The organism is Shimazuella sp. NTD247 (assembly GCF_059510415.1).
In genome coordinates, this window is the sequence record NZ_JCAJZU010000001.1 from 183,797 (window position 1) to 199,671 (window position 15,875).

General features: G+C 36.7%; 11 protein-coding genes and 1 pseudogene. 9 read left to right on the forward strand and 3 right to left on the reverse strand.

Annotated features, from left to right (window positions below):
• Positions 1 to 110 precede the first annotated feature (110 nt).
• From AC5WOC_RS00875 to AC5WOC_RS00885, 3 genes and pseudogenes are all read right to left on the reverse strand, one after another.
• The gene (locus tag AC5WOC_RS00875) at positions 111 to 1,193 is read right to left on the reverse strand and encodes an AbrB family transcriptional regulator (protein ID WP_496053522.1); all 1,083 of its coding nucleotides are present in this window, start codon (positions 1,191 to 1,193) and stop codon (positions 111 to 113) included.
• Between the two features lie 625 nt (positions 1,194 to 1,818).
• Entirely contained in the window at positions 1,819 to 3,336 is a 1,518-nt protein-coding gene (locus AC5WOC_RS00880) for a COG4705 family protein (protein ID WP_496053523.1), read from the reverse strand.
• Positions 3,337 to 4,144: 808 nt separating this feature from the next.
• A pseudogene (locus AC5WOC_RS00885) lies at positions 4,145 to 5,112 on the reverse strand (metal ABC transporter solute-binding protein, Zn/Mn family).
• A 252-nt stretch (positions 5,113 to 5,364) separates the two neighbouring features.
• On the opposite strand from AC5WOC_RS00885, the gene AC5WOC_RS00890 reads away from it, so the two are divergent.
• The 9 genes from AC5WOC_RS00890 (at position 5,365) to AC5WOC_RS00930 (ending at position 15,865) form a co-directional block, all read left to right on the forward strand.
• Entirely contained in the window at positions 5,365 to 6,555 is a 1,191-nt protein-coding gene (locus AC5WOC_RS00890; protein ID WP_496053524.1) for a GTP-binding protein, read from the forward strand.
• A gap of 1,001 nt (positions 6,556 to 7,556) precedes the next feature.
• Positions 7,557 to 8,528, forward strand: coding sequence for a metal ABC transporter solute-binding protein, Zn/Mn family (locus AC5WOC_RS00895; protein WP_496053525.1), 972 nt, complete (start codon positions 7,557 to 7,559; stop codon positions 8,526 to 8,528).
• The gene (locus tag AC5WOC_RS00900; RefSeq protein WP_496053526.1) at positions 8,528 to 9,364 is read left to right on the forward strand and encodes a metal ABC transporter ATP-binding protein; all 837 of its coding nucleotides are present in this window, start codon (positions 8,528 to 8,530) and stop codon (positions 9,362 to 9,364) included. Before AC5WOC_RS00895 ends, AC5WOC_RS00900 begins: the two co-directional genes overlap by 1 nt.
• On the forward strand, positions 9,361 to 10,254 hold the full coding sequence (locus tag AC5WOC_RS00905; RefSeq protein ID WP_496053527.1) for a metal ABC transporter permease: 894 nt from the start codon (positions 9,361 to 9,363) through the stop codon (positions 10,252 to 10,254). The genes AC5WOC_RS00900 and AC5WOC_RS00905 overlap by 4 nt, the downstream gene beginning before the upstream one ends.
• Positions 10,251 to 11,111, forward strand: coding sequence for a metal ABC transporter permease (locus AC5WOC_RS00910; RefSeq protein WP_496053528.1), 861 nt, complete (start codon positions 10,251 to 10,253; stop codon positions 11,109 to 11,111). Before AC5WOC_RS00905 ends, AC5WOC_RS00910 begins: the two co-directional genes overlap by 4 nt.
• 267 nt (positions 11,112 to 11,378) lie before the next feature.
• Entirely contained in the window at positions 11,379 to 12,452 is a 1,074-nt protein-coding gene (locus tag AC5WOC_RS00915; RefSeq protein WP_496053529.1) for a permease, read from the forward strand.
• Positions 12,453 to 12,467: 15 nt separating this feature from the next.
• The gene (locus AC5WOC_RS00920; protein ID WP_496053530.1) at positions 12,468 to 13,214 is read left to right on the forward strand and encodes a TIGR03943 family putative permease subunit; all 747 of its coding nucleotides are present in this window, start codon (positions 12,468 to 12,470) and stop codon (positions 13,212 to 13,214) included.
• Between the two features lie 517 nt (positions 13,215 to 13,731).
• Entirely contained in the window at positions 13,732 to 14,157 is a 426-nt protein-coding gene (locus AC5WOC_RS00925) for a lasso peptide biosynthesis B2 protein (RefSeq protein WP_496053531.1), read from the forward strand.
• On the forward strand, positions 14,123 to 15,865 hold the full coding sequence (locus AC5WOC_RS00930) for an asparagine synthase-related protein (RefSeq protein WP_496053532.1): 1,743 nt from the start codon (positions 14,123 to 14,125) through the stop codon (positions 15,863 to 15,865). The genes AC5WOC_RS00925 and AC5WOC_RS00930 overlap by 35 nt, the downstream gene beginning before the upstream one ends.
• Positions 15,866 to 15,875 lie beyond the last annotated feature (10 nt).

Here is a 15,875-nt window from a genome sequence, read left to right on the forward strand (position 1 = left end):
TTCGTTTTATGTAATTACTGGTTTGTGTCTTCTTATTTCACTTGTGTTTAATTTATTGAAGTATGAATACTAGCATCACATAGATGTCTTCATCCTGCAGAAAATAAACTTTATGTAGTCTTTTTTACTAATATTTTAAATACTAGTGGTAAGAGCAAGAGAGAAATAATAAGACGCATAAGTTGAACAGCAACTACAAATGTAACATCAGCCTTTACTGCTAGAGATGTAGTGGCCATTTCAGCAACCCCACCTGGTGCAAAAGCTAGAAGAGTAGTAGTAAAAGGTATCCCAGTGAGATTAGACAGAACAATAGAACAAAAACACATGACCCAGACAAAACAAAAAGATAAAATTGTTCCTATCATTGCCGGTTTTCCAACTCCATGAAACATATTTTTTCTTATTTTTGATCCTATACTGATTCCAATTAAAATTTGGGCAAGAATAGGAAACCATAAAGGAAACCAGATATGTATATGAAAATGAATGAGTGAACTCAAGGAAACCATTATTGCGACAATGAACATGCTGCCAAACAGCCACGGTGCAGGTAAACGAATGTATTTTCCTAATTTCCCTCCAAACCAAGCACAGCCAAGGAGAAATATGCTGAAGGACAGTGATGCATAGGACAAAGTGCTTGTTTCAAGATGAGAAATGCTTGATTTTACTGGATGAACAAAATGAAGTACAGCAGGAATAACAACAATGACACATAGCATTCGCATAAGTTGGATGATACTTACAATCATGATGTTAGCACCGGCTTCATCTGCAATCGACGCCATTGCAGTTGTACCACCTGGAGTTGTTGCAAACAAACTAGTGATTAAATTAGCGTTACTGTATCGTTTTAAAACCCAACCAGATAACAAAGCTAAAAATATCGAAAAAAGAAACATGGAAGCAATGACATAAGAATTATCTTCAATCGTATCTAATATAGCAAAAGTAACTTGCTGACCCAATTGCACACCTAATATAAATTGTCCCATTTTTCGAAAATCAGGAGTCATAGGTTTTTTATTTTCAAGATCGAACCATTTTGGATTCCACAAAGATAATGCCATGGAACAAGAAAAAGCCCCGATAAGCCAACCAATGGATAGCCCGCTCCATGATCCTAGATACCCCCCGATTAAACCTGATAAGAGCAAAAGTATGGAAGATTTACGAAAAAGCATGATCATTATTTCTATCCCTTCTTCGAGTAAAAATGAAAATTGGCTATTCTCTTAAAATATTCCTGTTTATAGAATTATTTACCTTTTTTTGTTTGTGCCGATATTGTTATTTTTGAGAATACTAATTTGTTTTCTTTTTGTTTTTCAATGATGTGCATCTCTCAAAAATTTAATTATTCAGAGCATACACGTTAGAGCATGTTAACTAAAAAGATGTGCAGTATTGCTTAAAACCCTTGTAAATAAAGGGGATTCACTCATTAAGGACGAAATAAAAAATGCGTGATCATTTTAGTGGAGTGCGAAGTTTCCTTCTTTTTTTAACATAGAGAATCCCCTCCAAGTAAACTCTAATGTCCTCATAACTACATTATGGGGCATTTCTACAACTGTCTACCTTAAGGGGATAATACCAATGTCTAGCAATTGGGGTGCAGTTCAGAACACTATGAACTGGCCCTTCTGATGACGGTGTGGTTCTTGGTGTTGTACACCTGAACCGTGTCGGAGATCATGATGGAAATGATCTCCCCCGAAGATAGCCCAAACCGTTCCCAGCTCAAAGGAAAGCATCTTGTTTTTCCTTGTTTACCCTGATTGAGCGTTGTCACCATTTGCGATTCCCAAAATTTTATTTATTTGCAGTGTTTATAACACGAAGTGAATGGTTAAGAGCAGACTTGCACTTGCTGGCATCAGGGTTTGACGAACGAATGGATGCTAATACAACGTCAATCGTTCCATCAATTTTTGTCCATGTTGTGCCATCAATTGCCCTAAGTCTAGGTTCCTGTGTATCCCATTGATGTTCCAGATCGTCCGCATCTTTTTTTGCTGTGGAAAAGTCATTTGAGTTTACAGCTTTTAGCATATCATTTTCAATTTTAACAAAATCCGTTAATTGCCTACTTAATGTGGTTGCGGAAGAAGTACTATTTGATGCTGATTTATTTGCACCATCTAAGACGTTAAGCGAGTCCTTAAGTGCAGATTTAGACTTGCTAACATCGGGGCTAGATGAACGCACCGATGATAATACAACATCAATCGTCCCATCGATTTTTGTCCATGTTGTGCCATCAATTGCCCTAAGTTTAGGTTCTGCTGTATCCCAATCGTGTTCCAATTTGTCCGCATCTTTTTTTGCTGTAGAAAAGTCATTTGAGTTTACAGCTTTTAACATGTCATTTTCAATTTTGATAAAACCTTGTAACTGTCCAGCTAAAGTCGTTTGCGATGTATTAGATTGTGATGCGATATAGTTACTGCGCCAAATATAACTGCCTGCTCCAAGAACTAAGAAAATACACAATGCCGCAATGGTTTGTACCAGAACATTTTTCTTGTTTCCATTTATCTCTACGGTTTCATTTTTTGCTGTTATATCAATTTTTGAAACAGCAAGATAGATGATGATTGCTAATATAGCTACCAGAAAAATAACACTTGTAACCGTTGTTCCTAAACCTAATCCTCCATTAGCTTTTGGTTGTGATAGGTAATCTCCGAGGGATGCTCCAAGCGGACGAGTCAAAATATATGCAATCCAAAACGCTAATATTCCATCTAATTTCATTTTCCATGCCAAGAATATACAAGCAATGATGACAATGACTGTTAATCCCGTTTTAAGATAGCCAAAACCTAATTGCTCAGAATATAAATCGCCAACTGCTGTTCCAAGTGCAAAAGTGAAAAGAATGGTAAGCCAGTAGAAAACTTCTCTTTTTCTTGTATAAATCGAGTGGATCGACAATGTTTTTTCACTAAGATACCAAAAAAGAAAAGTTAATCCAAGGAGTACGGAGAAAACTATTGTACTAACCTCAAGACGTATTCCAATATTATCTGTCATGTTATCCGTTACCAATGTACCAAATACGCTTATAAGCACAACTGCTAACCAATAAATGCCGGGAACATATTTTTTTACTCTAAATTGAAGATACAAAACAACAAAAAAAGCGACTCCCATAATGATGGTAGTATTCATTAACCCAAACCCAAGATTGAAATTCAAAAAATCGGCAAATGTTTCTCCGACGGTTGTACATAAAACTTTGATGATCCAGAAGAAAATAGTAACTTCTGGTACCTTGTTCCACATCTCCTGCATTCGTGATGAGCTAGTTTGTATGTCATTGGACATTTTGTGTCATTCTCCTTTGTTCATTCCTATATCACCAGTTATTTCCCACTGAGAGACTATAAAACAGAAGACTGAAAAACACATGAAAAAACAAAAAAAGTTAGACTTAACTACCGTCTAACTTAGTTCCGAGAAACTCACCGTTTTTGAAGTGGGATGATGATAAATGTACTTCCAATATTTACTTTGCTCGAAACTTTTAATCGTGTCATGTAATGATTCAATGATCGATTTACCGATAGATAAGGTCAGATATTTACATACTATTGTTACTTTGTCCTTCTATCACCGGTTCTGGGTCAGAGGATACATTCCATTTAACATTTTTCAAAATATCGTAAATAATAAAACATACAAGAATGATGATCAAGACAAGAGAAGATCCAAGTGTTCCCAAGTTTAATCCACCTTTTGCATGAAGAAGGTCTCCAAATGTGCACCAAAAGGACGAGTTAAGACAAAGGCGATTCAAAATACGAGTATACTAGAAATTTTTGTATAATATGCGGATAAGACTAATAGTCCTGGTAGACCTCCAATTAAATCTATTTTAACGGCGGTGTAATGTTACCTCGGATCCTTATTACGGCGATCAGATTTGAACCCCTTCGCCTGTCTAATAAAGACTTAGTTTTGGATGATAAGCGGATTTCCAACATTTAATGTAGCAGTCATGACAATATGAAAATAGATCATTCTAACATGCACATGAATCATTTGGATGAGTAGTGTTATTTGTGAAAGGATGGACTTCTGTAAAAGAGAACAGGAGTCCATTTTTTGTTTATAGAAATGGTAGTTATTTGTGTTATTGTAAAGCAATTTTCAAATTTTGTAGGTTTCTCATTGAAATAGTAAAGTAGTCGTCTCCCTTTCTGGATTCATCAAGTGTAAGTCCTTCCAAGGGATCTAGTATTAAAGGTTTTGCGTGAATTTCGTTTGTGATTACCGTTGCTACCTTTGCATTAACTAGTTTTTCAAAGAAAATATAACGAATATGTTTTTGTTGTGCGAATTGGATCACTTCTTTTAACTTTTTGGGCTAGGTTCTTCATCAGGAGATAATCCTGAAATGGAAACTTGGTTAAGCCCATATCGCTTAGTTAAATATCCAAAAGCAGCATGAGAAGTAAGGACATCTTTTGTTTTTATTTGAGCGGCTAAATTTTGATACGCTTGATCCAATTGATCAAGACGTTTTGTTAAACTAGCAAAGTTTTTCTCATAGAGTTCCTTATGTTGTGGATTTTTTTGAATAAAGGCATCTTTAATATTCTTTGCTTGTTGTTTTGCTAAAACAGGATCTAGCCATACATGTGGATCAAAGTTTTCTTCTTGTTCTTGATGTCCTTCTGCTTCTTTTCCGTCAGGATGATCTCCTTTTTTTTCCTCATTTACATGCAGCGTAATATTCTTGGAAGCTTCTAATACTAGCGTTTTTTGTGGGTCCAAATTGTCTTTCATTTTCTCGATCCATCCTTCCAATCCTGCCCCGTTATATATCAGAATATCGGATTGATTGATTTGGATCATCTCTTGCGGAGTAGGCTCATAATCATGGGGTTCTGCTCCCACTGGTGTAATATTATGAACCTCCACTTGATTGCCGCCAATCTCTTTTGCAAAGAAAGCCAAGGGATAGAAACTAGCATATACAACTATTTTTTGCGTTTTTGATTCATCTTTTTTTCCAGAATGATCGAAATGGTTGTTCGTACAACCAATCATTGAGATAGAAAGAAGTAATATTAAACAAAAGATGTTCCATTTTCTCATAAGATATGCCCATTAAATCGTAATTATTATTATTTGAAATGACTTATTCATTATATTGATATGACATCTTTTTGTCTATTTATTTTTAAAAAAAGAATAAAAATATGTTTATAGTGTTTTATTTTATATATATTTCAATTCATTTCGGATATATAACCATATTGCTCCGTAGTAGACAAAAGAATTTAAGTATTTACAAATAGTAATCATTACGATATAAGTGGATGATAACATCTTTAGGAGGATTAAAAAATGATTGCCAACAAAATACCTGTTACTGTTTTAAGTGGATACTTAGGTTCTGGAAAAACTACAATTTTAAATCATGTGTTAAACAATCGAGAAGGCAAAAAGGTAGCTGTTATTGTCAATGATATGAGTGAGATTAATATAGATGGAAAATTAGTAAATCAAGAAGCAAATCTATCCCGAACCGAAGAAAAACTTGTGGAAATGTCCAATGGATGTATCTGTTGTACATTAAGAGAGGACTTACTAGTAGAGGTGGAACGATTAGCAAAGGATGGGAGATTTGATTATATCCTCATTGAATCCACAGGTATTAGTGAACCTATACCTGTAGCACAAACCTTTTCCTATATAGATGAAGAGCTTGGAATTGATCTCAGTCAGTTTTGCCGGTTGGATACCATGGTCACAGTTGTGGATGCTTATCGCTTTTGGCATGATTTTTCTTCCGGAGAAACGTTAGTAGATCGTAAGCAGGGACTAGATGAGGAAGATCATCGTGATGTAGTCGATTTACTTATCGACCAAATTGAATTTTGTGATGTTTTGATCCTCAATAAATGTGATCTAATCAGTGAATCTGAATTGAAAAAATTGGAGCATGTACTACGAAAAATTCAACCAAAGGCAAAAATCATTTACACTATATATGGTAAAGTGGATCACAACGAAATTTTAAATACAAATAGGTTTAATTTTGAAGATGCAAGCCTTTCTGCTGGATGGATTCAAGAACTGAATCAAACCGAACACACTCCTGAAACAGATGAATACGGTATTTCTTCGATGGTTTATCGGCAAAGACGCCCTTTTCATCCTGCTAGAATGATGGACTGGTTTTCCAACTGGCCCGAATCGATTGTGCGTGCAAAGGGCATTGTTTGGATAGCTACACGAAATGATGTTGCCTTTCTCCTTAGTCAAGCAGGTCCATCGATCCAATTAGGTGCATTATCCCATTGGGTAGCTGCTTTGCCATCGAACCAGCAAGAATGGTACAAGAAAGAAGATCCTGAACTGCTTAAAAGATGGAATGAACCATATGGGGATAGAATGAATGAACTTGTTTTGATTGGAGTAGATATGGAGAAAGAGCAAATAGTAGAAGAGTTAGACAAATTGCTGTTAACAGATGAGGAAATGAAACAAGAATGGCACACTTTTCCTGATCCACTACCAAAAGAAAATGAATAGTTTGAGAAGAATGATGCTTCGTTTTGTGAGAAGTTTTTCTGAAGAAATTTTTTTCATGTTTTTTTAAGCACGATCATCCTATTTTTCTTAGTTTAGTTTCAATCTACTTTGTTTTTGTTGCTGTATTTCTTTCTAGTTTCCTTCATGACTTTATGAATGAGAATTGGATTTGGAAATCGGTTCCGATATTTTTGCTTCTACCCCAAACACTTCCTCTAAGTTCTTTTCTATCACTTTTTGGGAAGAAATCGTCTTGCAAAATTGTGTCTTCTTTCATCACAATCACATGATCCGAATAGATGGAAGCACGATTCAAATAGATGAGAATCATGATCGACAGTAATACCGTGTTTGCGATTTTGTTGATGGACAAGTTCTATTATTTTCAATTGATGAGCCATATACAAATGAAGAATTACTATTGATTGGATTTACATCATCTGTGACTAATTATGATTAAAATTTGTCTTGACACAGATGATGTTACTTATGTTTAAAACAAAACCCGATTAACAGGTTTCTGATCCGTTAATCGGGTTACAAATGAAGAATTACTATTTATACAGCTTGATAGAGGCTGTTTTTTATGGAAAATGATATTACCAGTTAGGAAACTTTAGTGTTTGCAATCAGGATCATTACAATAGCGCAAATCAATCACCTCTTATCTAAGAAAATGATTTTATTTTATTATACCAGATAGAGAGAGTTAAATTCAGAAATATCTAAATATTATATGGGTGTCTTCGATAAAGATATTATCAATTTTTTGTTTAAATCGTAATTATTACGCAGATATATTCATCTGATCATATGAAATTGATCATAACATTACTTTTGAAAAGTAAAGATGTTATATGGAACAATCAAATTAAGTTTATTTTGATTACGAACTAACTCAACAGAGTCAAAACGTAATATTTACGATGTACACCCAGATAACGCTTTGATATAATTGTATTTGAATATTGAATAGTCAGTCTCTCCAAGGGGGCCAAGAAGTGCAAGGGAATAAACTAAAATTCAGCAAGTATGATAGATCGATAAATTATCGAAAATTTTTCTCAGGTGGTATTGCTATTGGAATCTTGGGGTTAGGACTCAGTGGTTGTAGTTTAGGAGCGATAGGGAATCATCCAAACCCAAATCAAATCCAAGTGGTTGCTGCTGAAAATGAGTACGGTAATGTAGTGAAACAGATTGGTGGAAAGTATGTTTCGGTAACTAGCATGATGGATAATCCAAGTACTGATCCTCACACCTACGAAGCGAGTACCAAGAATGCTAGCGATATAAGCAGTGCCGCGTTAGTGATCCAAAACGGACTTGGCTACGATGATTTTATGAACAAACTGGAGTCTGCTTCCCCAAATGAGAAGCGAGCAGTTATCGAAGTAGCAGCGTCCTTGGGATATGGAAAAAATACATTGAATCCACACTTATGGTACAAGCCAGATACGATGCCACGGATAGCAAAATTGATTGCGGATGAGCTATCTAAGCAAAAACCATCCGAAGCAAAGTACTTTCAAGCGAATGTACAAAAGTTTGATAGTTCCTTGCAAGCATGGAACCAGGCCCTTTCCAACCTAAAAAAATCTTTCCCGAATGCTCCTGTTGCGGTAACAGAACCAGTAGGGAATTATCTGTTAGAAGCTGCTGGATTGGATGTGAAAACTCCATGGCCCTATCAAGCAGCAGTCATGAATGGCATTGATCCTTCCCCACAAGTGGTGCAAATGGAGGATAATTTGCTGAAGCATCATCAAGTGAAAGCCCTTCTCTATAATCAACAAGCGGTAGATAATGTAACAACTGCGCTTTTAAAACTGGCAAAAGAAAATCATATACCTGTGGTTGGGGTGTATGAAACCATGCCTTCGAATCACACTTATCAGAAGTGGATGGAAGAAGAAACGAAAGCTTTACAGAACGCTATTCAAAATGGTAGCTCAACGGAGACGATTTCCTAATGAATAGAGAGACAGTTTTGGAGTTGAATCATATTGGTGTTCAATTTGGAAATCGTAAAGTTTTAGATGACATCCATGTTCAAGTGAAAGCAGGGGAGTTTATTGGTTTGATTGGACCGAACGGAGCAGGAAAAACGACACTATTACGTGTCATTCTTGGTTTACTGTCTCCTACCAAAGGAAGTCTCCAAATTTCAGGAAAACCTGTACTTCATGGAAATCGTGCAGTTGGCTATGTACCTCAAAAGATTCATCTTGATCCAAATACTCCATTACGTGCGAGAGATCTTGTGGGTCTTGGACTTGATGGTCATCGTTTCGGAATTCCACTTCCTAGTCGGAAAAGAAGACAACAAATCGACGAAGTGCTAGCTGCTGTGGATGCACTTTCTTTTGCAGATGCTCCAGTCGGACGTCTCTCTGGTGGAGAACAACAGCGTTTGTTAATTGCTCAGTCGCTTTTGACCGACCCTAAAATCTTGCTTTTAGATGAGCCACTCTCCAATTTGGATATTCGCAGTGCATATGAAGTGGTTCGATTGGTATCGCGAATCGGCAAAGAAAAAGGGATAGCAGTGATCATGGTAGCTCATGATATGAATCCGCTACTCTCTAGTATGGATAAAGTATTATATTTGGCAAAAGGACATGCAGTGATGGGAGAAGTAGAGAATGTCATCCAAAGTGACGTATTAAGTGAACTTTATGGATACGAGGTGGAAGTATTGCGTGTTCGTGGGCGTGTTCTTGTGGTTGGAGGGGAAGAAACCGATCTGGATGTTTTGGACTTGGCAGAAGGTTCACATTGTAATGGTGAGGATGTGATGATCCAGTGAGAGGTTTCTTTCCTATCTTCTTTGCTCCTGGATTTTTCACGAGCAGCCAAGTGATCAATGCTCTCTGGGTGGGAACTTTTGTTGCAGCTGTGTCAGGGATGATTGGGGTATTTGTCGTTATTCGAGGTCAGTCCTTTGTCGGTCATGCATTGACTGATCTCGGTGCTACGGGTGCATCAGGTGCATTCCTGATTGGTCTGAATATATGGTATGGTTTTCTATCATTTGGGCTACTAGCAGGTGCAGGTGTTGAATTAATGGGGGATAAGAACCACCGAAGTCGTGACATTGCTACGGGAATTATCCTTTCCTTCGCGATGGGGCTTGGAGCTCTCTTTTTATATTTCGATACCATCACCAGCAATAATGCTACTGTGTCGATGCTTGTGTTGTTTGGATCTATTTTTGTGATGGACCCTACCATGACGCCGATTGTAATAGGAGTTGGCTTAGCAACGATAGTTCTACTAGGTGTTTTATATCGTCCTTTGATATTGAGTTCTGTAAATCCAGAGATCGCCCGTACTCGTGGAGTTCCAGTCCGTCTGGTTGGATTGATATTTATGATTTTGTTGGCAGCAGCTGTGGAAGATGGTGCATTGGTACTGGGTGCACTTCTAAGTACTGCATTGTTGATTGGTCCAGCAGCAGCAGCTGTTCGGTTGACCTCGAGAACGGGATTGGCATTGATTTGGGCGGCTGGTATGGGAATCTTGGCGACATGGTTAGGAATTATTTTGGCCTATGACAGTTATGGATGGCCTCCTTATGGTCGTGGATGGCCAGTCAGTTTCTTTACAGCGGTTCTCATCCTCGTTTTCTATTTAATTTCACATTTTATTTCGAAACGTTCTCGATGGCTCCTAATTCGGGAGGTGAACGAAAAATGAGTTTCTTGTTCCAAATTTTCCAACCCAGTATGTTTTCTCAACCATTTATGGTGAATGCATTTCTTAGTGGTTCTATTGTGGCCGTTCTCGCTGCTTTTGTTGGCTTTTTTGTGATTTTGCGGGGATATACCTTTGCAGCTCATGCCTTACCAAAGATTGGATTTGCAGGTGCATCAGGAGCAGTAATGTTTGGGGTAAATCCACTCATCGGCTTAGTAGTTTTTGCTGTTAGTGGTGCATGGAGCATTGGCCTACTCGGTAAACGAGGTCGTCATGATGTGATTACTGCGCTTGTATTAGTGGTAGCCCTTGGTACGGGAGCCCTCTTTTTAGTGCTTGCCGATAACTATGCCACAGGTGCATATGCATTGTTATTTGGTCAACTGGTCGGGGTTAGTGGTTCGGAAGTACTGGACATGGTTGTCTTAGGAGTTATTTGTATAGGAGTCTTATCTTTTTTGTACCGTCCCCTCTTGTTTGCTACCGTTCTACAAGAAGGGGCGGAAGCCCAGGGAGTTCCTGTGCGACTGCTGGAAATATTATTTTTAATGATAGTGGGAATTGCCACGGCTATTACGGTTCCTGTGGTAGGGGCACTCTTGTCTTTTAGTTTGATGATTGGTCCAGCTGCAACAACGCAGTATGTGACACACCATCCGTTTCGCAGTATTGGACTATCTGTTAGTATCTCTCTTTTTACCGTGTGGTTAGCACTAACTTTTGCATACGATACAGGATGGCCCATTGGTTTTTTTGTTGCAGCTATTTCCGCTATAATTTATTGTTTGGCACGTTTCACAGCAAAACGTAATCCAATCACATTTATGAGAAGACAAATGAAACCAAAAAATCTCTGATTTTGGTCTATCTATAAACTCAAATGATGATGTTCAATGAATTGTAAAATACGAATTAGAAGTATGACTAGCTCTATACTATATTTCAAAATAAAATATAGTAGTAAAAGAGTCCCCTTTTGGTGCTGGTTGTTCACAACTTCATCCTACCAACAAGGTAGATTTTTTTTTTTTGATTAAAGAGGGAAAGATGACCATAGATTTTTGATTCTAGCATATATTGATTAGTAGATTTTGCTAGCCTAGAAAAACGAAGGGAAGATTGTGATGATTCGTTTTTTTCGTAGTATATATATAGAACTTACAGGATTAATAGTTTTGCTAGCCTTTATAATATTTACCGTAAATGGGGTCACTTGGCTTAGCTCTGTCTTTGATATTACAAAAGGATTGCAGTTTTTTCAGGGAGGGAATGTACGAAATTTCTCTACTATCTTTTTTAGTATTTTCGTAGAGGGATTGCCCTTTATCTTGCTTGGTATCCTCGTTTCTAGTTTTATTCATGTATATGTGAAGGAAGATATGGTGTGGCGTATCTTACCGCGTAATCCATTTCTAGCTATTCCAATGGTTGCTTGCTTGGGCCTCTTTTTACCGATTTGTGAATGTGGGATTGTACCTGTTGCCAAACGACTCATCCAAAAAGGATTTCCAGCCTATATTGCGTTTACTTTTTTACTTGCTACACCTGTGATTAACCCTGTTACGATTTTTTCTACATATTTAGCCTTTGGAGACCAATGGCAAATGGTTTACACACGGGTTTTATTTGCTGCTGGTATCGCTATTCTGATGGGTATCCTCTTCTTTTTTGTCTATGGAAAGAAACCCGCAGATGCCATTTTAAAAACAGATGGTAGCAAAGCAAATCACGATTGTTGTGATCATGACCATGATCATAGCCACCATTCTCACGAACATCATGAACATCATAAACACGAACAAGAAGACAAAGTAATCCATGCCCTGCATCATGGAGTATTTGAGTTCATTAGTACAGGTAAATATTTTGTGCTAGGTGCGATCATTGCTGCTCTTTTTCAAACATTCATTGGTGTATCAGGTATTTCCCACCTTAGCACAGCAGACTGGCTAACGATGGTTTTGGTTATGGGGGTTGCTTTCGGTATCTCTGTCTGCTCATCGGCAGACGCGTTTATCGCTGCTTCTTTTCGAAATTTTTTACCGACCTCATCCATTGTTGCTTTTCTTGTATTTGGTCCGATGGTGGATTTAAAAAATATTAGTATGATGTTGGGGAGTTTTCGTCCTCGTGTGGTAGCTCTGTTTTTCTTTGGTACTACCCTCATCACGTTTAGTTCTATTTTAGTTATTATGTAAGGAGGTGGCATCTATATGGTAAGAGCATGGATTCGGATTCTTATCTGTATGGGAATCGCTTTAATGTTAATTGGTTTTATAGTAACAAAGGAAATAACTTTATTGGTCGCTCCTAAAATGGTATGGTTTGTTGGATTTAGTATTTTTGTGTTGATGGTTTTTAGTCTCGTGCAAATTTGGCAATTGAAAGGAAAGGAATTACATCGATTAGGTTTTTCTGGCTACTTGTTGGTGTTGTTTCCGATCTTCTTGTTTCTCCTTGCTCCGCCAAAGGTATTAGATGCTAGTGTTGCCAATAAAAAAGGAGTGCATTATTCTAGGCCAAACTCTCAACAAGAAGCAGAAATAAGCCCTTCAGATGACCCCTATGCAGCGGAATTTGCTGCTTTGAAAAAACAAAAGATAATAAAAATTACGGATAGCAACTATGGTGATGTGTTATCTACGATCCAAATTCATCCAAAAGAACTTTCAGGAAAGCAAATTCATGTCAAAGGCTTTGTATACAGAGATGATACCACTGGGAAAAATCAGTTTATTGCAGGCCGATATTTGATTGTTTGTTGTGTGGCAGATGCAGAGGTAGCAGGATATCTCGTAAACTTAGAGCATCAGAAACCACTGCCAGAAAATAAGTGGGTAGAGGTAACTGGAAAGTTGAAAACAACGGTAGGACAAGATGGAACTGTAGAACCGATCATACTCCAAAGTAAGATGCAAATGATTACTGCTCCAAAAGATCCATATGTATATTTTAATTAGGTGTCTTTGGCCAATGGCTTTTGCTGACGAATACAGCAAATGTTAAGTGTGATGATCAAACTCTTGATGCATTTCATCACAGCACGATTTTCCCTCATGGTAATTGTAACCTTAAGAAAGGTCTGATTTTATTGGATACCACTATTTATATCGTTAGGCATGGACAAACAGAAAGGACAAGGCACAACTTAGCAGGAAAGATAGGAATTCTTCGTGTATGTTTGGTCACATCTGTGGTCACACACTATTGATAACACAAGTAAAAGCAATATAAATTACTCTTTATAAGTTAAGAGGCAATGAACAGATCATTGATTTATTGAAAAATGTCTACAATAAAGAAGCTCTACATTATATCTTTTATGATTCTTCCTATAAAGGGATCATGACAAGTTTCTTACTTCTTGCATCAACCATCCCTATGTTTAAGGTTTACAGACATTCAAAAACAAAACCAGAGGAACTATTCTCTCTTATTCATTCTCTATTACAGAGTCTTTAATGAGGAGGAAAAATTATGGGTAAGTTTTGTTCATTCCTACTTAGCTATTGGTACTTGATATACTTTTATATAGAGGTAAGAAGAAAAGGGCTTCCAGCTGTTGTAAATATAATGAAAGATAAAGGACAGAGGAAAAAAAGACGATGGATCAGTGAACCATCCATTGTTAGCGGATATCAATTAGCTTGTAAAATGCACTTCTTAAATGTGGAATGTTTGGAGAGATCGCTTGCTTTATATCAACTGCTGTCTATTAATAGTTATGAAAGTCGATTCTGTATTGGAATAAGGCATAAACCATTTTTAAGCCATGCTTGGGTGGAGTCAAAAATTAAAACAATCGATGAAAGTGATAACAGGAATAAATTCCATGTGTTTCTTACTTTACCAGTAGAGGGGGTTGAAGATGTTGAATATCGTTTATCCTCCAATTCGATCTAAAAACCACCCACAAGAACACATTGTTTTTGATGATTTTTTTGCTATCACTCCCGAGCAGCATTTCCATCAGATCCATCATTATATTTTGGTCGTATTTGAAGATAGCCATAACATTTACACCAGTGTTATCGAGTTTATACAAACATATTTAAAATTTGATAAGAAGGCAATAACCAATCAAAAAGGTATGTTTTCTTTTCTTCTTTACAATAGGGAAACCAAAGAACTGAACTTATTTCGGAGTCTTACTGCTAATCCAGTCTTTTATTATCAAGATGCAGAAATGCTAATTATTTCGAACAAATTACAGTCATTTAAAAGGTTTAGTAATGATCTTAACGAAGAGTATTTTAGGTTATATCTAAATACGGAGTTAACCGAAACAGAACATTCCCCTTATAAGGGTGTTAGAAGACTTTTACCAGGACATCAGCTTTCAAAGAAAAAAGGTTTCGCTCTAGAACTAAATAGATTTTGGTCAATGAGTTTAATGGAAAGTAGAAGTTCTGAAGAATATATAGAAATATTTTCAGAAGTGATGAAGGAGATTCTTCAAGATTATGTACGAGATCAAAAATCATTTGCTTGTGAGTTAAGTGGTGGTTTAGACTCATCTAGCATTTGTTGTTTGGCAGATCAATTACGCAATGAAAAATCAAGATTTTATGGTTACACTTACATTTTTGATTGTTTATCAGATGGTTCATCCAACAAAGAAACAGTCGATATCATCTATCAAAATACAAATCTCATCCCCAACTACCTCAATCTTTCCAACTACTGGTCATTTAAAGATACAAAAAAAGACATTGTTTATTATGATGAGCCAAGCCAACTAATCTTGAACTATGCCATGTTTCGAGATCTTCATTTAGCTGCTAAGCAGAATGGATCTACCGTTGTTTTATCAGGAGAAGGAGGAGATGAACTACTATGTTCGAGTTCTCATTATCTTCGAGATCTATTGTTCCAAGGAGATTACAAACGAATGTTTTATGATTTGCTAAGGTTGGCTGCAAAGCATAAACAGCCTATCTGGAAAACATTTGGGACACACGTCTTTCCATCCCTGCTGACAAATAAATTAAAGTACAAATTTGAAAGTGAATTTAACAATCAAACATGGCAAAACACTGGATTTTATCTAACTTGGTACAATACTCCCTCCTGGATTGGAGAAAAACTAAAAGAAATAAGTTATCAAGAAGTTGAATCGGAAAGAAAGAGGATAAGAGATTCGAGAATAAGAAGTAACTATCTTCGAGAAAATTTTGAAAGACTATTGTTAATTAATCCTTGTACATGGATTGATACTAACATCAGTAAACCATTAGATATGACCCGAGTTTATCCATTTAGGGATCAGCGGATGATTGAGTTTGTTTTTTCGATTCCTTCTTTAGATCAGCTGGATTTTAGTCATAAGAAGAGATGTATCCGTGAAGGTTTTAAAAATGTTGTTCCACAAGAAATTTTAACTAACCCAGATAAAAGTAACTTCGTAGAGATATTTCGCAAAGGATTTTACAAAGAAGCAAACTTTATTAACGAACTCATTCAAACGTCTAGAGCGGATGCATTTGGATGGATAAAAAAAGAAAAGCTACAGCATGCAATAGATAAATTTAAATATGGATTTAATGACGAATTTGGGTTAATTTCAAAGACATTAGGTTTAGAAATATGGCTTAGGCATCAAGGATATTAAATTAGGAGTA